Origin of the sequence: Lentzea xerophila, from assembly GCF_051094245.1 — a bacterium.
Classification (GTDB): Bacteria; Actinomycetota; Actinomycetes; order Mycobacteriales; family Pseudonocardiaceae; genus Lentzea; species Lentzea xerophila.
In genome coordinates, this window is record NZ_CP194934.1 from 6,187,329 (window position 1) to 6,207,803 (window position 20,475).

The 20,475-nt window shown below is 68.0% G+C and carries 21 protein-coding genes; 11 read left to right on the top strand and 10 right to left on the bottom strand.

Translation table 11 applies throughout. The features are described from left to right. Window positions 1-6: 6 nt before the first annotated feature. The 4 genes from ACRSBM_RS29230 to ACRSBM_RS29245 all read right to left on the bottom strand — a co-directional run bounded on the left by ACRSBM_RS29230 (window position 7) and on the right by ACRSBM_RS29245 (window position 4,107). Window positions 7-909, bottom strand: coding sequence for a 5-dehydro-4-deoxyglucarate dehydratase (locus tag ACRSBM_RS29230; protein ID WP_434448111.1), 903 nt, complete (start codon window positions 907-909; stop codon window positions 7-9). 8 nt (window positions 910-917) lie between these two features. Continuing rightward, the gene (locus tag ACRSBM_RS29235) at window positions 918-1,796 is read right to left on the bottom strand and encodes a carbohydrate ABC transporter permease (RefSeq protein WP_434448113.1); all 879 of its coding nucleotides are present in this window, start codon (window positions 1,794-1,796) and stop codon (window positions 918-920) included. Then, window positions 1,793-2,632, bottom strand: coding sequence for a carbohydrate ABC transporter permease (locus ACRSBM_RS29240; RefSeq protein WP_434448116.1), 840 nt, complete (start codon window positions 2,630-2,632; stop codon window positions 1,793-1,795). Before ACRSBM_RS29240 ends, ACRSBM_RS29235 begins: the two co-directional genes overlap by 4 nt. Before the next feature lie 155 nt (window positions 2,633-2,787). Next, a complete protein-coding gene (locus ACRSBM_RS29245) occupies window positions 2,788-4,107 on the bottom strand; it encodes a sugar ABC transporter substrate-binding protein (RefSeq protein WP_434448119.1) in 1,320 nt (439 codons plus the stop codon). A 124-nt stretch (window positions 4,108-4,231) separates the two neighbouring features. Here ACRSBM_RS29245 and ACRSBM_RS29250 point away from each other — a divergent pair, with 124 nt between their 5' ends. The 5 genes from ACRSBM_RS29250 to ACRSBM_RS29270 all read left to right on the top strand — a co-directional run bounded on the left by ACRSBM_RS29250 (window position 4,232) and on the right by ACRSBM_RS29270 (window position 8,155). Beyond that, entirely contained in the window at window positions 4,232-5,020 is a 789-nt protein-coding gene (locus ACRSBM_RS29250; protein WP_434448122.1) for an IclR family transcriptional regulator, read from the top strand. Between the two features lie 45 nt (window positions 5,021-5,065). Beyond that, window positions 5,066-5,890: an NAD-dependent epimerase/dehydratase family protein gene (locus tag ACRSBM_RS29255; protein WP_434448124.1), complete on the top strand. Its 825-nt coding sequence runs from the start codon at window positions 5,066-5,068 to the stop codon at window positions 5,888-5,890. Continuing rightward, a complete protein-coding gene (locus ACRSBM_RS29260) occupies window positions 5,887-7,389 on the top strand; it encodes an aldehyde dehydrogenase (NADP(+)) (RefSeq protein WP_434448127.1) in 1,503 nt (500 codons plus the stop codon). The genes ACRSBM_RS29255 and ACRSBM_RS29260 overlap by 4 nt, the downstream gene beginning before the upstream one ends. Before the next feature lie 192 nt (window positions 7,390-7,581). Beyond that, window positions 7,582-7,737: a hypothetical protein gene (locus ACRSBM_RS29265; protein ID WP_434448129.1), complete on the top strand. Its 156-nt coding sequence runs from the start codon at window positions 7,582-7,584 to the stop codon at window positions 7,735-7,737. Window positions 7,738-7,786: 49 nt separating this feature from the next. Continuing rightward, entirely contained in the window at window positions 7,787-8,155 is a 369-nt protein-coding gene (locus ACRSBM_RS29270) for a heavy metal-responsive transcriptional regulator (RefSeq protein WP_434448131.1), read from the top strand. Window positions 8,156-8,392: 237 nt separating this feature from the next. Here the strand turns inward: ACRSBM_RS29270 and cpt are convergent, their stop codons facing one another. Next, a complete protein-coding gene (gene cpt / locus ACRSBM_RS29275) occupies window positions 8,393-8,932 on the bottom strand; it encodes a chloramphenicol phosphotransferase CPT (protein ID WP_434448133.1) in 540 nt (179 codons plus the stop codon). A gap of 225 nt (window positions 8,933-9,157) precedes the next feature. Beyond that, complete coding sequence (locus ACRSBM_RS29280) at window positions 9,158-10,477, bottom strand: NAD(P)-binding domain-containing protein (protein ID WP_434448135.1); 1,320 nt, start codon at window positions 10,475-10,477, stop codon at window positions 9,158-9,160. Between the two features lie 97 nt (window positions 10,478-10,574). Here ACRSBM_RS29280 and ACRSBM_RS29285 point away from each other — a divergent pair, with 97 nt between their 5' ends. From ACRSBM_RS29285 to ACRSBM_RS29310, 6 genes are all read left to right on the top strand, one after another. Beyond that, window positions 10,575-11,543 carry an ATP-binding cassette domain-containing protein gene (locus ACRSBM_RS29285; RefSeq protein WP_434448138.1) on the top strand — a complete coding sequence of 323 codons (969 nt, stop codon included), beginning with the start codon at window positions 10,575-10,577 and terminating at the stop codon, window positions 11,541-11,543. Continuing rightward, window positions 11,540-12,340 (top strand): ABC transporter permease, encoded by an 801-nt coding sequence (locus tag ACRSBM_RS29290; protein WP_434448140.1) that lies wholly within the window; start codon window positions 11,540-11,542, stop codon window positions 12,338-12,340. The genes ACRSBM_RS29285 and ACRSBM_RS29290 overlap by 4 nt, the downstream gene beginning before the upstream one ends. A gap of 47 nt (window positions 12,341-12,387) precedes the next feature. Continuing rightward, complete coding sequence (locus ACRSBM_RS29295) at window positions 12,388-13,065, top strand: hypothetical protein (RefSeq protein ID WP_434448143.1); 678 nt, start codon at window positions 12,388-12,390, stop codon at window positions 13,063-13,065. Window positions 13,066-13,075: 10 nt separating this feature from the next. Then, window positions 13,076-14,254 (top strand): RtcB family protein, encoded by a 1,179-nt coding sequence (locus ACRSBM_RS29300; RefSeq protein ID WP_434448145.1) that lies wholly within the window; start codon window positions 13,076-13,078, stop codon window positions 14,252-14,254. Between the two features lie 69 nt (window positions 14,255-14,323). Continuing rightward, on the top strand, window positions 14,324-14,908 hold the full coding sequence (locus tag ACRSBM_RS29305) for a hypothetical protein (RefSeq protein ID WP_434448146.1): 585 nt from the start codon (window positions 14,324-14,326) through the stop codon (window positions 14,906-14,908). Then, window positions 14,901-15,347: a hypothetical protein gene (locus tag ACRSBM_RS29310; protein WP_434448149.1), complete on the top strand. Its 447-nt coding sequence runs from the start codon at window positions 14,901-14,903 to the stop codon at window positions 15,345-15,347. Before ACRSBM_RS29305 ends, ACRSBM_RS29310 begins: the two co-directional genes overlap by 8 nt. 76 nt (window positions 15,348-15,423) lie before the next feature. On the opposite strand, the gene ACRSBM_RS29315 is transcribed toward ACRSBM_RS29310, so the two are convergent. The 4 genes from ACRSBM_RS29315 to ACRSBM_RS29330 all read right to left on the bottom strand — a co-directional run bounded on the left by ACRSBM_RS29315 (window position 15,424) and on the right by ACRSBM_RS29330 (window position 20,457). Further along, window positions 15,424-15,765, bottom strand: coding sequence for a hypothetical protein (locus ACRSBM_RS29315; RefSeq protein WP_434448151.1), 342 nt, complete (start codon window positions 15,763-15,765; stop codon window positions 15,424-15,426). Window positions 15,766-16,038: 273 nt separating this feature from the next. Beyond that, a complete protein-coding gene (locus ACRSBM_RS29320) occupies window positions 16,039-16,806 on the bottom strand; it encodes a GntR family transcriptional regulator (RefSeq protein ID WP_434448154.1) in 768 nt (255 codons plus the stop codon). A 31-nt stretch (window positions 16,807-16,837) separates the two neighbouring features. Beyond that, a complete protein-coding gene (locus ACRSBM_RS29325; RefSeq protein ID WP_434448157.1) occupies window positions 16,838-17,623 on the bottom strand; it encodes a glutamate ABC transporter substrate-binding protein in 786 nt (261 codons plus the stop codon). Window positions 17,624-17,817: 194 nt separating this feature from the next. After that, a complete protein-coding gene (locus ACRSBM_RS29330) occupies window positions 17,818-20,457 on the bottom strand; it encodes a GNAT family N-acetyltransferase (protein WP_434448159.1) in 2,640 nt (879 codons plus the stop codon). Window positions 20,458-20,475 lie beyond the last annotated feature (18 nt).

The following is a 20,475-nucleotide window of genomic DNA, read 5'->3' on the forward strand; positions in this document are numbered from 1 at the left end:
CCCCTCTCAGCTCAGCAGTGCCTTGCCCGCCGCGATGATCTTGTCGAGAGCGGCGAGGTGCTCGTCGGCCGGGTCGACCAGCGGCGGACGCACGCCGCCGACGTCGAGACCGTTCGCCCGCACGGCGGCCTTCACCAGCGCGACCGCGTATCCGGGAACCTTGTCCCGCAGCTCGACCAGGGGCTTGTAGAACTCGAGGAGGAAGCGGTTCACCAGCTCGGTGTCGCCGGAGTGCACGGCGTTGTAGAAGCCGAGCGAGATCTCCGGCGCGAAGCAGAACACCGCCGACGAGTACAGGTCGACGCCGATGGCCCGGTACGCGAGCTGGGTCATCTCCGCGGTCGGCAGGCCGTTGAAGAACTGGAACGGCTTGTCGACCGCCGCGCGGACCGACAGCACGATCCGCTGCATCTGGTCGAGGTCGCCGATGCCGTCCTTGAAGCCCACGACGTTCGGGATCGACGCGATGTCGACGGCGGTCTCCGGCGTGAACCGCGCGTTGTTGCGCTGGTACACGATGATCGGCAGCTCGGTGGCGCCGGCGGCCTCCGCCACGTACCGCACGAGACCGGCGGCCGGGTTGGACACCAGGTACGGCGGCAGCAGCAGGATTCCGTTGGCACCAGCGCGTTCCGCCGCCTGCACGAACTGCTTGGTGGCGACGATCGAGCCGCCCGCGCCGGCGAACACCGGCACCTTGCCCGCGGTCGCCTCGACCGCGACGGCGACCGCGCGCTCGAACTCCTCCAGTCCCAGCGCGTGGAACTCGCCGGTGCCACAGGCGGCGAACACGGCGCCCGGCCCGGCGGAGACACCGTGCTTGACGTGCTCGGCCAGCACGTCGTACGCGATGTTCCCCTCGGTGTCGAACGGGGTCACCGGGAAGAACAGCACACCATCGAGTTGCATAACGAGACTCATCCCTTGATCGCTCCGGTGGTGATCCCACGCAGGAAGGACTTCTGCAGCGACAGGTACACGACCAGGCTCGGTACCAGCGCCAGCAACGCACCGGCCAGCACGATGCCCGTCCCGACCATGTCGTCGGACCGGAGCGCGAGAAGTGCGACCGTGAGCGTGTAATCGGAGGGGTCAGCGGCGACGATCAGGGGCAGCAGGTACTGCTCCCAAATCATGTTGAAGCCGAACACGGCGATGACGCCGAGCGCGGGTTTGCACAGCGGGAGGATGATCTGCGCGAAGAGGCGCAGCTCTCCGGCACCGTCCACTTTGGCCGCCTCCTCCAGTTCGGCGGGGATTTCCTTCATGAACTCCGTCATGACGAAGATGGAGAAACCCCACGCCCCCAACGGGAGGATGACGCCGAGCAGGGTGCCCTTGAGACTCACGTGCACCAGCGGCAGGTCTCCGATCACCAGCGACAGCGGGATCGCGATGACCTCCTCCGGCAACATCATCGTGGCAAGGATGACCAACAGTGCGATGGCCTGACCGCGGAACTTCTTGCGCGCCAGCGCGTACGCGGCGAAAACGCTCACCGCCAGCTGCAGCAGCAGCGCACCACCGGCGATGATCAACGAGTTCGTCAGGTAGTGCCAGATCTTGTTCTCCGCCGCGACCTGGAAGTTGATCAGCGACGGGTTCTCCGGGATCACCGACAGCTTGGTCGGGTCCGGGTTGTGGTCGAACGCGCCGGAGAAGATGACCAGCAGCGGGCCGCAGAAAAGGATTACAGCGAGGGCGCTGAAAAGGAACCGGATGCCCCTGCTGACCCACGCGTCCGGGCGGGCGGACCAGCCGATGGCGCTGTCGAAGCGACTTGAGTTGACGCTCATCGCGCCTCCTTCCAGCGGCGGTACCACTGCACGCTGACCGTCAAAATCAAGGTAACCAGGAACAAGAGCACGGAACCAGCGGATGCGAGTCCGGCTTCGGACTGTTCGAACGCCGTGGTGTAGACGCGGGTCATCCACACGTCGGTCGACCCCGCGGGGCCACCACCGGTGAGCACGTACACCTCGGTGAAGACGCGCAGGCCGCGGATCGCCGCCAGCGTCAGCAGGATCGTGATGACGGGACGCAGCGCGGGAAGCGTGACGTTCCAGATCCGCTGCGGCGTCGTGGCTCCGTCGATCGCGGCGGCCTCGTACTGCTGGCGGTCGATGCCCGCGAGCCCGGCCAGGATCAGCACCATGTCGTACGGCGCATGCTTCCAGATGCCGACGAACATGACCGACACCAGGGAGGTGTCCGTGCTGTGGATGTACTCCCACGGCCCGAGGCCGACCCACGAGATGAGCTCGTTGAGGAAGCCTTCGGGCGCCGGGTAGAAGAACAGACGCCAGATCTCACCGATGACGGCGGTGGCCGCCACGACGGGCAGGAACACCGCGGACCGCACGAACCACAGCGACTTGGTGTGGCCTTCGAGCAGCAACGCCAGGAAGAAGCCGATGACCATCGCGCCGACCGTCTGACCGCCGGCCAGCACGAGGGTGTGCCAGCTGGCGGTCAGGAACTTCTCGTCCCGCAGGATCGTCGCGTAGTTCTCGAAACCGACGAAGATGTCGCCGAGGAAGGGGCGGACCTCGAACAGCGAGAGCCGGATCCCTTCCGCCATCGGGATGAACTTGAAGACCAGGAAGATCAGCGCGGCGGGGAGCAGGAACAACCACGGAACCCAGGCCGGTCCCTTCGAGGTGGCTCCCGTGAGGCGACGCCGGCGGCGCCGCCTCACGGGGTGGGTTTCGACGGCACCGCCGCCACTAGCCGTCGAGCCCACGTCTCGGGTGTCCCAGTGACTTTCCACGGGCGGTTGGACCGCCGTCACTGCGACGCCTTCTGGTTCTCGAGCTCCTTCTCCAGCGCCTCGGCCAGGGACTTCAGCTCAGTGGAGGAGTCGGCCGGGCACTTCGCGAAGATGGAGTTCAGGGTCTCCGAGGTCTTCTGCCGGAACGGCGCGAAGTTCGGAACGCTGGGGAACGGTCGCGCCTCGCTCTGGTAAACACCCGCCACGGTCGCCCACCGCGGGTCGTTGTAGGTCGCGTTGACGTCGACGTTCTTGTTGACGGGCAGGCGGACGACCGGTTGCGGGGCGCCCTTCATGCCGGCCTGCTGCGCCTCGGGCGTGATCAGGTACTCGGCGAGCTTCTTCTGGTCGGCGGTCTTGGCGGACCCGGCCATCTGGTAGATGTTCTCGCCCTCGCCGAGCACCGTGGCGCCGGCCGGGCCGCGCGGGGACGCGATGACCTCGTACTTGTCCTTGCCCATCGACTTGTCGAAGCGGCCGATCATGTACGGGCCGGTGAGGTAGATGCCGCTCTTGCCCGATTCGAACAGCGGGTGCGCGTCGTTCGTGCCGAGCGTCAGCGAACCGGGCTGCATGACCTTCTCTTCGCAGAAGAGCTTGCGCAGCCGTTCGACCGCCCTGGTCGACTCCGGCGAGTCGATGCCGACGGCGAACTTGCCGTCGCCCTCTTCCTCGAGGATGTCGCCGCCGCCCTGCCAGATGTAGCTGGACGCCCACCACGCGAGGTAGCCGCGGTCGGTCGTTCCCGGGACGAGCATGCCGTAGGTGTCGTTCTGCCCGTTGCCGTCGGGGTCGTCGCGGGTGAAGGCCTTCGCGAGGTCGTCGAGCTCCTCCCACGTGGTGGGGACGGGCTTGCCGAGCTTCTCGCGCCAGTCCTTGCGGATCAGCGTGACCATCGCCTGGGTGGAGTACGGGATGGCGTAGAACTTGCCGTCCGCGCCCTTCCCGTTGTTCCACGCGCGGTCGACGATGTCGCCGCCGCCCGCGACGTCCTCACGCTTGACCTCGGTCGTCCAGCCCTGCTTGACGAAGTTGCCGAGCGAGCCGGTGTCGGTGATGACGACGTCGGGGAGGTCCTTCGACGCGGCGCGCTGCTGCACCTGCTTGTCGAAGTCGTTGAAGATCGGCTTGTAGTCGACCTGCACACCGGTCTTCTCGGTGAAGGACTTGAAGATCGTCTCGTAGACCTTCGCGGTCGCCTCCGTCGAGCGGGTCCACACCTCGAGGGGCTTGTTCGGGTCCTTGGCCGACGACGCCGTGCCACCACCACTGCCACAGCCTGCGAGCAGCGCGACCACGCTGAGCGTGGCGATGGTTGTGGCTGTTCTACGGCGCATCGTCGGAGCCCTTCGTTTTCACGTATGTGAACTGGGGTCGTACTTGTGAACCTGGTGCAGGACTGTAAGAATCAGCACAGCGACGTGTCAAGGGCAAGTTGCTTACCTGTTTCGAGGAGGCCAGGTGGCGTCACCGATCGACAAGGGCACGGCTCGTCCGGGCGCGGTGAAGTCCGCCGACCGCACGGTGGAACTGCTCGAGGTGCTGTCCGCGTCAGACCGCAGGCTGACCCTCACGGAGCTGCACCGCGAGCTCAGCTACCCCAAGTCCAGCCTCTACATGCTGCTGCAGACGCTGGTCGCGCGCGGCTGGGTGGAGGTCGACTCGGACCGGGGCACGTACGGCATCGGCGTGCGCGCGCTGCTCGTCGGTACGTCCTATTTGGACCACGACCCGGTGGTGCGCGCGGCGATCCGCGTGATGGAGCAGGTCCGCCAGGAGATCAACGAGACCGTGCACCTCGCCCGTCTGGACGGGGCGGACGTCGTCTACCTGGCGAGCCGCGAGTCCGAGCACCACCTGCGCGTCGTCTCGCGCGTCGGCCGCCGGCTGCCCGCGCACTCGACGTCGCTGGGCAAGGCCGTGCTCTCGACGCGCACGCCGGAGGAAGTCGACCTGATCCTCCCCGACGAGCTGGCGCCGCTGACGCCCAACACGGTGACGGAACGGGCCGCGTTGCATGAGCAGCTCGCGGGGTTCCGCAACGTCGGGTACGCCCACGAACGCGAGGAGAACACGCCCGGACTGGGCTGTTTCGCGGTGGCGCTGCCGTACCGCAATCCCGTTCTCGACGCGATGAGCTGCTCGGTCCCGCTGGGCAGGCTGACCGCCGAGCACGAGAAGCAGGTCATCTCCGCCCTGCTGGACGCCGCCAGGACGATCACCGAACTCCTGCGCCAGTTCGGCCGCTGAACGAGTTTCACCCGAACACCCGAACACGACGGAGGGTCCCAACCCGTGACCGCACGCATCCTGATCACCGGCGCCGGTGGCGGGGTGGGCACGCTCATGCGTACCCGCCTCGCGGCGCCGGGCCGCGTCCTGCGGCTGCTGGACATCGCGGAGCTCCCCGCGGCCGCCGACGGCGAGAACGTCGAGCTCGTCGAGGGCTCGGTGACCGACATGGCCACGATGGAAGCCGCGATGGCGGACGTCGACGCCGTGATCCACCTCGGCGGCCACAGCCTCGAGGAGTCGTGGGACAAGATCCTGCGCGTCAACATCGACGGCACGCACACGGTGCTGGAGGCCGCACGGCGGTCCGGCGTCCGCCGCGTGGTCCTGGCCAGCTCGAACCACGCCGTCGGCTTCCTCGAGCAGGCCGATGGGGAGGCGGGTGATTACGCGTTCCCCCGCCCGGATACCTACTACGGTGTGTCCAAGGTGGCGCTGGAAGCGCTGGGGTCGCTGTACGCCGACCGCTACGGCATGGACGTGATCGCGATCCGCATCGGCTCGTGCTTCGAGAAGCCGCGTGACGTGCGGATGCTGTCGACGTGGATGTCGCCGGACGACGGCGCGCGCCTGTTCGAGGCGTGTCTTTCCGCTCCGTCGCCGGGGTTCCGGGTCGTGTGGGGCGTTTCGGACAACAAGCGCGGCTGGTTCTCGCTGGACGAGGCCCGCGCGCTGGGGTACGAGCCGAAGGACGACTCGGAGGTGCACGCGGCCGCCGTGCTGGAGCAGCACGGTGAGCCCGACCCCTCGTCGTACGCGGTGAAGTACGTGGGCGGGGTCTGGTGCGGCCCCGATTTCGACACGGCAGTCAAGGAGGCAGGGCGTTGAGCCACGTCGTGCAGGGATACGACCCGCGCACCGGTGAGCCGTTCGGCGAGCCGGTTGCGAAGACCCCCGACAGCGAGGTGGACCGGATCGCCTCCGCCGCGGCGCTCGCGTTCCCGGCCTGGTCGGCCGTCGCGGCGGCGGACCGCGCCGTGGTGCTGGAGAAGGTCGCGGACGCGCTGGACGCCGAGTCGTCGCTGCTGGTCTCCACCGCCGACAGCGAGACGGCCCTCGGGGTGCCGCGGCTGACGACGGAGCTGAAGCGCACCACGAACCAGCTGAGGCTGTTCGCGGAGGTGTTGCGCGAGGGCAGCTACGTCGAGGCCACTTTGGACACGGCGAACCCGGACATCATCCCGCCGCGTCCCGTGCTGCGCCGGGTGTTGCGTCCACTGGGGACGGTCGCGGTGTTCTCCGCGTCGAACTTCCCGTTCGCGTTCTCGGTGGCCGGTGGTGACACGGCTTCCGCGCTGGCGTCCGGTTGTCCCGTTGTGGTGAAGGCACATTCGGCGCACCCGTCGACCTCGCGCGAGACCGCGCGGGTCGTGGTGGACGCGCTGCGCGAGGCCGGCGCGCCGGAAGGTGTGTTCGGCATCGTGTACGGCACGGAGTCCGGCGTGGCGCTGGTGAAGCACCCGGCGGTGCGCGCGGTCGGCTTCACCGGTTCGACGGGTGGTGGCCGGGCGTTGTTCGACCTGGCCCAGGGCCGGCCGGACCCGATCCCGTTCTACGGCGAGCTGGGCAGTGTGAACCCGACGGTGATCCTGCCGGGTGCGGCCACTCCGGAGATCGCCGCCGGTTTCGCGCAGTCGCTGACGATGGGTGTCGGCCAGTTCTGCACGAACCCCGGTCTGGTGTTCGCGCCCGAGTCGATCGTGCCCGCGCTGGGTGAGGCGGTCGCGGCGTCCACCGGTGGCGCGATGCTGAACGAGCGGATGTGCGACTCCTACAAGGCGGGCACCGATGCGTTGGCGGCGTCGGATCTCGTCTCCGTGGTGTCGACCGGTGTCCGCCCGGACGAGGCATGGGCGGTGGCACCGCTGCTGTTCGCCACGCCGGTGAAGGTGTTCGAGGAGAACCTCGAGAAGCTCACCGAGGAGCACTTCGGCCCGGCGGCGTTGGTCGTGACGTACTCGGAGCCGTCGGAGCTGCACTCGGTGCTGGCCAAGCTGCCCGGAACGCTGACCGGCACGGTGCACGCGGCCGAGTCGGACCACGCGGAGGCCGGTGCCGTCGCGGAGATCTTGAGGCACGTCGCGGGTCGCATCATCTTCAACGCGTGGCCGACCGGTGTCGCGGTGGCGTGGGGCCAGCACCACGGTGGTCCGTGGCCGTCGACGACGAACCCGCTGCACACGTCGGTGGGCGCCACGTCGATCCGCCGCTGGATCGCCCCGGTGACGTACCAGTCGTGGCCGGACGCGTTGCTGCCGGCCGAACTGCAGGACGCGAACCCGCTCGGCATTCCGCGCCGGGTGGACGGCGTGCTGGGCGTGCACTGAGGTTGCGGAGCGGGCGGGGTCACCGGCGGTGGCCCCGCTTTTCGTTGGGAGGCCTCGTGGTCGGTCGTCGTGCCTATGACTTCATGTACCGGACCTGGGCGCCGTGGGAGGTGGGCCCTCGTTCGGAACTGGTGCGGCTGGTGACGTCGGGACGGATCCCGGCGGGGCGCGACGCCCGGCTCGATCTTCGTGATGTGGTGCTTCTACGACGAGATCGCGTGGTGGAAGCGTCATGGCGGACGGTTCCCCGGCCTCGCGGTCGGCGACGAGCAACCGCTGTTCGGCGCTTCGTTCGACATCGAGCGGTTGCCGGAGCCCGTTCCGGGCAGCGGATTCGCCTGTTCGTGATGACTCGGGCTTGACCTTGGAGTGCGCTCACAGGTTTAGCGTGGAGCGCATGAGAGTCGCCGAGCTCGCCCGTCAGGTCGGGGTCCGGCCGGACACGGTCCGGTACTACGAACGCGCGGGACTGCTCGCGCCGCCACCGCGCACGTCGTCGGGGTATCGGCAGTACCCGTCGTCGGCCGCGGACCGGATCCGGTTCATCCGCGACTGCCAGCGCCTCGGGCTCACGTTGCGGGAGATCTCGTCGTTGCTCGCCGTCCGCGACACCGGCGAGTGCCCGTGCGAGCCGGCCGAGGAGTTGCTGCGACGGCACATCGCCGAGATCGACGCGGAGATGGAGCGGCTCGCGCGACTGCGTTCGGACCTGGTGGGCATGGTCGGCACCGACTGCCCGCCGTGGTGCCCGCCCGAGGGGAGGTGAATGGGATGGATGACTGCTGCACCTCTTGCGACTGCTGCTGACTGACGGTTGATTAGCCAGTCGACACCGGTCCGGCGAGGCGCCCGCCGGATTCGTGTCATCGGCATGACCAGCGCTATGAGCCGCTTCTCCCGCCCGGGCTCTGTTTGCGAGCTACTGCTCCGGCAGCGTCTCGCGAGCCATCACGTGGCAGCCGCAGCAGAGCCGACATCTCCGCAGCACCTGCGGCTTCCGCCCTCAACGGGTCTCGATCCACTCGGCGATCACCTTCGCGCACTCGACCGCCTCGGCACGCGCGGTGTCGACCTCGACGTCGTAGGCCATCCCGCGATGCACCAGATCGGCCCGTGCCTCGGCCATCCCGGACACCCGATCACCGCGAGCAAGCTCCCGACCAGCGGCGACGGCAGCGGCACACCGCACCCCCACCACGTCGAGCCCGCCCAGCACCTTCTCCCACCGCCGCCGCGACTCGGGCCCACCCAGGAACACATCGTCGACGATCACTCGCGCTCCGGCACGCACCATCGCGGCGACGCCTTCCATCCACGCGTCCTCCAGCAACCGGAACTCCGCTCCGACGCTGACCTCACCGCTCTCCGCGAACTCGATCCCCTCCGACCCGAGCTGCAACCGAGCGGGCATCACGTCGATCAACGCGTCGACCCCGATCGCCAACCAGGCATCGGGCGACAGCGCCTGCAGACACCGCGCGATCCCCGACTTGCCGGAGCTCGACCCACCGTTGAGAACGATCACCTGAGCAGTCGACGACACGCTCCGACCGTACCCACGCCGTCCCAAGCCCACGTCCGCTCCGCCGCACCCCAGCCTTAGCAATGACTCGTTTGCGGACGTCCGCAAACGAGTCATTGCTAAGCCGCAGCTCAGAGCGTCCTCACAACTAATATATCGCCCGTCGCACCACGCCGGATGCAAAAACGTTTGCGGACGAAGTCAAAAGACTCATTGCAAAGCTCGACAGCCAGCCGCCAGCGCTCGTCAGCGGCGAGCGGCGCCGGCCCGGCGTTCCGCCTGCAGCTCCCGCTGGTACCCGAGGAAGTCGACCTCCAACGTGTGCCGCTTCGACTTCACGTACCGGCGCCGCAGTGCCTGCCGGTACGAGGTGATCTCCGCGTTCATCTCCGGCACTGAAGGCAGCGCGGCGCGGCCCGAGATCAGGTCGGCGATCCACTCGGACTGGGCCTCGGCCAGCGGCATGATCGCCCCCAGGGGCTGGATCAGCCCGATGAAGTACAGCCCGGGATGCGCCGGGTCCACGACCCGCCGGTACAGCGACACGTCGTTGTCCTCGGACGACACGGCCGGGAACTCGGCGGCGGAGAGGAACGGGAAGTCGACCTTGTACCCGGTGCAGTAGACGATGACGTCGACGTCCTCACGGCTGCCGTCGGAGAACACGACCCCGGAGCCGTCCAGCCGCGAGAGGTTCGGCTTCACGGTGATGTCGCCGTGCCCGAGCCGGGTCAGCAGGTCGTCGGACACCGTCGGGTGCGCGGCGAGGATGCCGTGCGACGGCTCGGGCAACCCGTAGCCGGAGAGCTTGCCGCGCGCCAGCCGCAGCATCACCCGCAGTGACAACGCCTGCAGCCAGGCGGGCGCGAACCGGGCGAGCGGCGACGTCGTCAGGTGGTCGGTCGGCATGCCGAAGAGGTACTTGGGCATGATGTGCGCGCCGCGGCGCATCGCCAGAAACGTTCGCGAGGAGACGCGCGACGACTCGACCGCGATGTCGCAGGCAGAGTTGCCGATGCCGAGGACCAGCACCTTCTTGTCCGCGAAACGCTCGGGCGTCTTGTAGAAGTGCGCGTGCATCTGCTCGCCGTCGAACGCGCCGGGAAACGCCGGTTCGGGCATCCGCGGCGACCAGTGGTGCCCGTTCGCGACGATCACCGAACGGTAGACAACCGAAATCTCCTCCTCCGTGTCGCGATCGCGCGTCGTGACCGAGTAACCATCCGGCGCGACGGAAACGGAGATGACCTCGGTCCTGAACCGGATGCGGTCGCGGAAGCCGTGGTGCTTCACGAAGTCGTCGAAGTACTCGGCGATCTGGAAGTGCGACGGATAGGCCGGCAGGTGCGCGGGCATCGGGAACGACTTGAACTCCATCATCTGCCGCGAGGTGTTGATGTGGAGGGATCGATAGGCGGAGGACATGCCGTTGTCGTTGAGGTAGCGCCAGTTGCCACCGATCTCGGACCCGGTCTCGAAGCAGTCGAACTCGATGCCGCGGGCGCTGAGCACCTGACATGCGGCGATGCCGGACGACCCTGCTCCGATTACGCACACGCGCTCCATGGCGCTGAAGTATTTTCACGTTCAACGTGGCTGTCAATCACCGGCCACGGTCGTCAATCGCACGAAAATTGTCGGACAGGACCGCCATGATGCCCGCATGACAGACGCGATCGTGGCCGAAGGCCTGGTCAAACGCTACGGGTCGGTCGTCGCGCTCAACGGCCTGGACCTCAGGGTTCCCGAAGGCACCATCACGGGTCTGCTCGGTCCCAACGGCGCCGGCAAGACGACGGCGGTGCGGGTGTTCACCACCCTGCTCGAAGCCGACGAGGGGTCGGCGCGCGTCGCCGGGCTCGACGTCCGCGCGCAGGCGGACGACCTGCGCAAGAAGATCGGGCTCTCCGGCCAGTACGCGGCCGTCGACGACAACCTCACCGGATTCGAGAACCTCGACATGGTCGGCCGCCTCTACCACCTCGGCCGCGTCCGGAGCCGGGAACGAGCCCGCGAACTGCTCGCGAGGTTCGACCTCGAGGACGCCGCCGACCGCCCGGTGAAGGGCTACTCCGGTGGCATGCGCAGGCGGCTCGACCTCGCGGGCGCGCTCGTCGCGAAGCCGAGCGTGCTGTTCCTCGACGAACCGACGACGGGCCTCGATCCGCGCTCGCGCCTGGGCATGTGGGACGTGATCGAGGAACTCGTCAAGGGCGGCACGACGTTGCTGCTCACCACCCAGTACCTGGAGGAGGCTGACCGCCTCGCCGACCAGATCGCTGTGATCGACCACGGCAAGGTGATCGCGGAAGGCACCTCGGACCAGCTCAAGGACCAGGTCGGCGGCGAACGGCTGGAGCTTTCCGTCGCCACGTCCGGTGAGCTCGGCACCGCCAGGTCCGCACTCGCCGGGCTCGCCATCGGCCAGATCGAGTCCGACGAGCGCCAGTACCACCTCACCGTGCCGGTCGCGGGCGGGTCCACGGTGCTGATGGAGGCGATCCGGCGGCTGGACGCCGAGTCGGTGAAGGTGCTCGACATCGGGCTGCGCAGGCCGACGCTCGACGACGTGTTCCTGGCCCTGACCGGCCACCACGCGGAAGACGATTCAGCGGGGGAGGAAGAGAAGTGAAGCTGCTGCAGGCGCTCGCGGACGGGTCGGTCGTCGCGAAGCGCAACCTGATCAAGATCAAACGGGTTCCGGACCTGCTGGTGTTCTCCACCGCGGCGCCGATCATGTTCGTGCTGCTGTTCGCCTACGTGTTCGGCGGCTCGATCGAGATCCCCGGCATGGACTACCGCGAGTTCCTGATGGCCGGCATCTTCGCGCAGACGGTGCTGTTCGGCGCCACCATCACCGGCAGCGGTCTCGCCGAGGACATGACCAAGGGCATCATCGACAGGTTCCGGTCGCTGCCGATGGCCCGCTCGGCCGTGCTGGTCGGCCGCACCACGTCCGACCTGGTCAACAACGCGCTGGTCATCGTCATCATGATGATCACCGGCCTGATCGTCGGGTGGCGCATCCACTCCTCACCGCTGGAGGCGCTCGGCGGGGTCGCGGTGCTGCTGCTGTTCGCCTACGCGTTCTCGTGGGCGATGGCGTGGATCGGGCTGCTGGTGCGCAGTCCCGAGGTGTTCAACAACGCCAGCTTCATCTTCCTGTTCCCGATCACCTACATCGCGAACACGTTCGTGCAGTCGGAGAACCTGCCTTCGGGACTGCGTCACATCGCGGAGTGGAACCCCGTTTCGGCGGTGACGCTGGCGGCCCGCGAACTCTTCGGCAACACCTCTCCCCTGCAGACGCCACCGGACGTGTGGCCACTGCAGCACCCGGTGCTCGCCTCGCTCTGCTGGGTCGTGATCTTCCTGCTGATTTTCGTTCCGCTCGCCAACTACCAGTACAAGCGCGCGGTCGCCCGATGAGTGGAATCGGGTATGCCCGGCACGTCGGGAGGAATACGTTGGGCCGCATGCGAAATCTTCTTGTGGCGGTCACGTCGGTACTGGCGTTCGCGGTCTCCACCGGCACGGCGGCGGGCGCGCCGCTGCCGTTCCCGGAGATCTTCGCGACGAACAACACCGCGATCATCACCGATCCCGGCGATCCGCGCCTGCGGGACAGGCTGGTGCGGTTCGACCGCGAAGTCCGCGGCATCGTGCACGCCAACGGCGGTGTCACCACCCGTTCCACGTTGCTCGACGGTGTGTTCTGGTCGAGCGACCTGCAGCAGACGACGTTCGAACGCTCCCGCAAGTTCGATGTCACCCTCGACGAGGAAAGCCTGCGCCACACCGCCTCGACGATCAGCAAGCAGTTCCGGCAGGAGTCGGTGCTCACGTTCCGTTTCCTGCTCGCGAACTCGCCGGAGGTCGACGCCGTCCAGGTCGAGGTCGACGGCATCACCGCGGCACAGGTCCGCGAGGGCCTGCTCAACGACGCCACCGCGCGCGAGAAGCTCGGCGGCGGTAGCGTCACGTTGCAGAACAAGGCGATCCTCATCGCGGACGTCGACGACCTGCCGACCGTGCGGGCCTTCGTCACCGGCATCGGAGGCGACATGCGCAAGGCGAAGGTGCGCAAGGGGACCTGGGAGTTCGTGTCCGGCGCAGAGGAAACTCCTTTGTGGAACGGGCAAAACGCGGCCTAACCTCGAAGACATGGCAGCAACCCTGGTCCGCGGCCAGAACGTGGACATCCGCATGTGGACTCGGCCCGACGAGGTCGAGGAGTTCGCCATGCGGCAGCTTCAGAACATCTCCGCGCTGCCGTGGGCCGTCAAGCACATCGCGGTCATGCCTGACGTGCACTACGGGAAGGGCGCCACGGTGGGCTCGGTGATCGCGCTGCGCGACGCCGTCTCCCCGGCGGCCGTCGGCGTGGACATCGGCTGCGGCATGGCCGCCGTGCGCACCTCACTCACGGCGAGCGACCTCCCGGAGACGTTGCGTGGCCTGCGGTCCCGCATGGAGGCCGTGGTCCCCGTCGGTTTCGGTCAGCACAAGGCGACCGCGTTCACCGACAGGGACGCGTCCGACTGGGGAACGTTCTGGCGGAAGTTCGACGACCTGACGCCGGCGGTGAAGGCCCGCGCCGACAAGGCGATGCACCAGATGGGCACGCTCGGCGGCGGGAACCACTTCCTCGAGGTCTGCCTGGACACCGACCAGCGGGTGTGGGTGATGCTGCACTCCGGGTCGCGCGGCATCGGCAACGAGCTGGCGCAGCACCACATCTCGGTGGCGCGCACGCTCGCGCACAACGCCGAGCTGCCGGACCCGGACCTCGCCGTGTTCCTCTCCGGTACGCCCGAGATGGCGGCGTACCGGCACGACCTGTACTGGGCGCAGGACTACGCGCGGCGTAACCGCGCGGTCATGCTGCGCTTGGTATGCGACGTGCTGCGCGCCGAGTTCCCGCAGATCGCCTTTGAGAAGCCGATCTCGTGCCACCACAACTACGTCTCCGAGGAGAACCACTTCGGTGAGGACGTTCTGGTGACGCGCAAGGGTGCGATCCGCGCCGGGCGTGGCGAGCTGGGGATCATCCCGGGCTCGATGGGCACCGGCTCGTACATCGTGCGCGGCCTCGGGAACCCGGACTCGTTCGAGTCGGCATCGCATGGCGCCGGCCGGAAGATGTCGCGCAACAAGGCCCGCAAGACGTTCACCGAGCAGGATCTCGCCGCCCAGACAAGTGGCGTCGAGTGCCGCAAGGACTCCGGTGTGGTGGACGAGATTCCGGGCGCCTACAAGGACATCGACGCCGTGATGGCGAACCAGTCCGACTTGGTCGAGGTGGTCGCCAAGCTCAAGCAGGTGGTATGCATCAAGGGCTGATGTTTCCCTTCTGAGACCATGGGAAAGCCTCCGGACAGCAGAAATTTTGCCTGTCTTGGAGGTTTTTCCATGTCAACGGGCGCCATCATCGGCCTGGTGGTCGCGGTTCTCGTGGTGCTGACGGTCCTCGCATTCGTGCTGAGGCCCGCGATGCAGCGCAAGAAGCTACGCGACCGCTTCGGCCCTGAATACGACCGCGCGGTCTCGCACAGCGACAGCAGAACGGCCGCGGAGAAGGAGCTCGCGGAGCGGGAGCACCGCCACAGCGAGTTCGACCTGAAGCCACTTTCCCCGACGGCGCAGGAGAGTTACCGCCGGCACTGGGCGAACGTCCAGGCGAAGTTCGTCGACTCGCCGGAGAGCGCGATCGCCGACGCCGACCGCCTGGTGACCGACCTGATGGCCGAGCGCGGCTACCCCACTGAGGGTTACGAGGCGCAGCTGAGCGTTCTGTCCGTCGAGCACGCACGGACGTTGGAGCACTACCGCAAGGCGCATGACATCTCCGAGCGCCAGGAGATCGGCGAGGCGAGCACGGAGGACCTGCGCACCGCGATGGTGCACTACCGCGAACTGTTCACCGATCTGCTCGAACGCGGCGCCACGCCGCACAAGAACCGGGAAGCCGTGCGGAAGGAGAAGTCGGATGTCTGAGACACCCACTCACGCCGCTGGAGTTCCCACTCCTGCTCGGCCGCAACCGACCGAGCGCACCGCGCAGACTGAGCGCGCAGCGCAGACCGAGAACATGCCGCAGCAGTCACAACGTCACGATCAGCAGCGCACCGACCAGCAGCGCACGGACCAGCAGCGCACGGACCAGCAGCGCACTGGGGCGCAGCGCGTCGATCCTCAGCCGTCCAGCAAGCTCGCGGACGAGTGGCAGGCGGTGCAGTACGAGTTCGTCGACGATCCGAAGGCGGCCGTCCGCAAGGCCGACGGCCTCGTGACGCGGGCGCTCGAGGAGCTCACCACCCGGCACCGCTCCCTCGCCAAGCAGTTCGAGGGAAACGGTGATCCACAGACCGAGGACTTGCGACTGGCTCTCCACCGGTATCGGGAATTGTTCAAGTCGCTGGTCGCCGTCAAATAAGTGCTGGAAGCCCCGGCGCCGTGGCCGTAACAGGTGGCGGCGCCGGCAGGCATGTCCGGACCATCCCGGGCCTGGTTCAGCTGGGCAGCTCGCGGATCTCCATCTCGAGCACGTCGATCTCGTCGCTGATCGCCTCGTCGAGCATGTCGTCCAGCAGCTTGCGGCACTCCGCCGATCCGCAACTCGGCAGTCCCGCACCGAACCGCGGCACCTGCTCCCACCACACCGCCGGGTTGTTCCAGAACGAGCCGGAACCCTGGTCGACACCTTCGAGGGACCTCAGCCTCTGGTCCGCCGCCGGAAGGGCTCGCACGAACTCGATGAACAACGCCAGTGCGTCGGGGTTGCTCACCGGGACCGCGCCGTAACCGCGCAGACAGTCCTCGAGTTCAGCGAGGAACTCCGCCTTGAAGGACACGGCACACCCCCGCTCCTCCGCACCCCTGCGGACATCCTGAAGTCGTGGCATCAACAGTACCTCCGCGACTTGAGCGGGAAACGAGTGCGAACGGGCGGTACTTTTCTGTGCCCGCAACGGTGTCCGGTGACCCGCAGTCACTTCGCCGAGGTACCGCTCGCCCACGTCAGCCTCACGGACGCGCCCGGCGGGTCACGCAAAGTGCGCGACCACTCCGTTGGGACCCAAAGGAGACTCTGGGTCGACTGGTCCACTGTGGACGGTGTGGCGTTCCTAGCGGTCCGCGTGCAACCTCGCGACGAAACTGAACCGATCACCCCGGTACAGCGATCGGGCGCGTTCGATCGGGTGGCCGTCGACGTCGTAGGAGACGCGGTGCAGCAACAGCATCGGCAGCGCCGGGTTCGTGCCGATCAGCAACGCCTCGCGGGGCGTCGCGAGCACCGTCTCGACGCGTTCCTCCGCCTCGGCGAACCGCACGCCGAGCCGTTCGGTGAGGCACGCGTAGAGCGATCCGGCGGGGTCGAGCTTCTCCAGCAGGTCCGGGAAACGGCCGAGGCTCAGGTAGGTCGACTCCAGGCCGACGCGTTCGTCGTCGGCGAGCAGGACGCGTTCGAGGTGCACGACCGGGTCGCCGGGCTCGATCACCAGGTCGCGGGCCAGGCCGTCGTCGGCGCTGAGCTCCTCGACCGTGATCACGGTGCGGTTCGGCTCGACGCCCTGACGGCGCATGCCCTCGGTGTAGCTGACCAGGGACAGCGGCTGGACGAGCTTGGGCGGCGCGACGAACGTGCCGCTGCCCTGGCGGCGGATGAGCTTGCCTTCGAGCACCAGTTCGCTGACGGCTTGGCGCAGCGTGACGCGCGAGACGGAGAACCGTTCGGCGAGTTCGCGTTCGGACGGCAGGACGGTGCCTTCGCCGAGGGTCTCGACGAGGTCGAACAGCTCGGCCTTGACCGCGTAGTAGCGCGGAACTCGGCCGTGTTCGGGAATGCCCGCGCGAACGGGTCGATCAGCACGGTGCGGCGGGACGCGGTTCACGTTGCGTGAGCCTACGTGACGCCCCGTGTGATCAGGGCGCCAGCTTCGGTGGGTCGGGAATCTTGTAGCCGGAAGATCCGATGTTCACCTCGAGCGACTTGCGCCAGGCTCCCGTGTCGATCATCTTCTGCAGCGCCGCCTGCACCTTGGCCTTGCTGTCGGGGTCGTCGCGACGCAGGCCGACGCCGTACTCCTCCTTGCTGAACGGGTCGCCGACGACCCGCAGCAGCTCGGGGTTCTGGGCCGCGTAGCCCGCGAGCAGGACGTCGTCGGTGGTGACGGCGTCGACGTTCTCCGCGAGCAGCGCCGTGACGCAGTCGCTGAACTTCGCGTACTCGACCATCTTCACGTCTTTCGCGAACTGGTCGCGCACGTACTCGGCGGAGGTAGAGCCGGCGGTGGAGCAGAGGCGCAGGCTGGCGTTGAGCGACTTCGGACCGTCGATGCGGCTCTCGTTCATGCGCACCAGCAGGTCCTGGCCGGCGACGAAGTACGGGCCGACGAAGTCGACAATCTGCTTGCGCTTGTCGGTGATCGAGTAGGTGGAGACGACCATGTCGGCCTCACCGCTGGTCAGCAGCGTCTCCCGGTTGCCGGGCTGCGCTTCCTTCCAGGTGATGTTCTCCTCCGTGACGCCCAGTTCGCCCGCGATGTACTTGGCGACGTCGACGTCGAAGCCGCGGTAGCTGCCGTCGAGCCTGCGCACCGACAGTCCCGGCTGGTCGTACGACACGGCGATGACCATGCGGTCGTTCGAGCTGACCTTGCCGACCATCGTGGACACGTCACCAGCGGCGCACGAGGCGAGTAGGAGCACGGCCGCGCATGTTGTCGCCACCAGGCGGAGAAGTGCTCTCGGCGTCATTCTTCCCTCTTACGGCGTTATTCCACGGGCATGCGCCTGCGCACCTGGGTCGGCACAGCTCGGCGATGCCGGAAACCTAAGCGGCGAAAGGACGTATGTCCATACCTCAGCGCGAATGAAACATCGGAATCGTTGCCGTGACCGTGTCAGCGCAAGCGACGCGGACCGACGTCGTGCAGGGACGGAGGTGGGCCGATGACCACACGCGCGCTGCTCACGAAAGCACCTGCGGCAGAAGCAAGAACTGGTTCGAGCTTCAGCGAGCGCACCTCCGGAAGGTCCTCGGCCAGTGCGGCCAAACGGAGTACCAGTTCCTGAAGTGCCTTCAGATCCGCGGGTTCGTCGCCGCGGTAACCGGTGAGCAGCGGCGCGGCTTTCGGTGCGGCAACGAGTTCCGCGGCATCGGTGTCGGTGAGGGGTACCGCACGGTAGGCGCGGTCGCCGAGGAGATCGCTGACCAGTCCCGACAGTCCGAACCAGACCAACGTGCCGAAGCTCGGGTCGTCCTGCAGGCCCAGGACACAGCTGACTCCCTTGGGCGCCATGCGTTGCACATACACGCCCTGTTTGCCGGAGAGCGCGGCGAGGTCGTGGTAGGCGGCCTTGACCGATTCCTGCTGGGCGATGTCGAGCCGGACGCCGACGAGGTCGGTGCGGTGGCGGAGGCGTTCACTGGTGGCCTTCATCGCGACCGGGAAGCCGAGCTCGGTGGCCGCCAGCACGGCTTCCTCGGCGCTGTGGGCGATACGGAACGGGACGACGTCGATGCCGTAGCACTCCAGCAGCTCGACGGCCTTGTGGTCGTCAAGCACGACTTCGGCCCGCACGTTGTCCACAATGGACCGCGCTCGGGCGGTGTCGATGCCGTCCGGCCGCATGAAGGTGCCCTGGGGTGCGGCGCGCCAGCGGGCGTAGCGGACGACGCGGGCCAGTGCGAGCACGGCGCGTTCGGGGCTCGCGTAGCTGGGGATCGAGCCCTTCCCGGGCATCTTGAGCTCGGCCGGGATGCCTTCGACCGCCAGGAACGTTGAGACGATCGGTTTCGTGCCATGCGCGGCTTCTTTGAGCGCTCGGGCGTAGGCGGCGCCCGGAACCGCGATCGGCGGCACGAACACGACGACGAGGGCGTCGGTGTCGGGGCGGTCGAGGGCCTCCTTCACCGCCTTCGTGAACTCCTCGGGGGCGGCCTGGGCGCCGACGTCGACCGGGTCGCCCGCGAGGTCCAGGTCCTGGGCGAGCAGCGTGTCGGCGGCGAGCAGGCCGATCGCGGTGGAGTTGCCGACGACGGCGACGCGCTTGCCCTCGGGCAGCGGCTGGTTGGCCAGCAGGAGCGCGGTGTCGAACAGCTGGGCCAGCGAGTCGACCCTGATCACGCCGGCCTGCTCGAACAGCGCCTGGACGCTCGCCTCGTCGACTTTCGCGGCGGTGGCGGCGAGTCCGGGCACGACGGCGTGGCGGCCGGACTTCACCGCGACGATCGGCTTGGTGCGGCCGAGCCTGCGCGCGAGCCTCGCGAACTTGCGCGGGTTGCCGAACGACTCCAGGTAGAGCAGGACGACGTCGGTCGCGGGATCGGTCTCCCAGTACTGCAGCAGGTCGTTGCCGGAGACGTCGGCGCGGTTGCCCGCCGAGACGAACGTGGACAGGCCGAGGCCCCACCCGGCGGCGTTGGCGAGGATGGCCGTGCCGAGGGCGCCGGACTGGCAGAAGAAGCCCGCGCGGCCCCGTGACGGCAACTGCGGGGCGAGGCTCGCGTTGAGGCGCACCTTGGGATCGAGATTGAGCACGCCGAGTGCGTTCGGACCGACGACGCGCATGCCGTGCGCCCGTGCTTCCGCCGCGAGCCTGCGTTCGGCCGACAGACCGTCCGGACCCGTCTCGCCGTAACCCGAACTCACGACCACGAGCGCCTTCACGCCCTTGGCGAGGCAGCCGTCCATGACCTCGTCGACGCTGGCCGCGGGCACGGCGACGACAGCGAGGTCGACATCGTCGGGAATGTCGAGCACGGTCGGATAGGCCCTGACACCCCGTACGGCACGGTGCTCGGCGTTGACCGGGTAGACGGGTCCGTTGAAGTCGGCTTCGAGGAGGTTCTTGAGGACCGCGTGCCCGATCTTGGTCGGATCCGTGGAGGCACCGATGACGGCGACGCTGCGCGGGTGCAGCAGGTTGTGCACGCTGCGGGCCTCGGCTGCCTGCTCGCGGGCCCTGGCGACGGCGACGGACTCGTCGGTGGGGTCGATCGCGAACTCCAGGTGCAGCACGCCCTCCTCGAACGCCCTGCTGACCTGGTAGCCGGCGTCGCGGAACACCCTGACCATCTGCCCGTTCTCGGCCAGCACCTCGGCCTCGAACCGCACCAGCCCGACCTCCTTGGCCGCGGCGGCGAGGTGTTCGAGCAGGATGCTGCCCAGCCCGCGCCCCTGATGCCCGTCCTCGACTACGAACGCGACCTCGGCGCTCTCCCCCTGGGCGTCACCGTGGTTGAGCCGGTCGAACCGGCCGACGGCGACGATGTCGTCGCCGAGCAGCGCGATGAGCGCCACCCGGTCGTGGTGGTCGACCGTGCTGAACCGCTCGAGGTCGCGCTGCGGGATCCGCGGGTAGGGCCCGAAGTAGCGGAAGTACCGCGTCCGCTCGGACAACCTGCCGTGGAACTCCCTCAGCTTCTCGCCGTCGTCGGGCGTGATCGGCCGCAGGTGGACGGTGCCACCGTCGCTGAGGACGACGTCCGCCTCCCACTGCCTCGGGAAATCGAACGGATCTCGCGCGGAGTCCGCCACCGGGCCCACCTCTGGCAC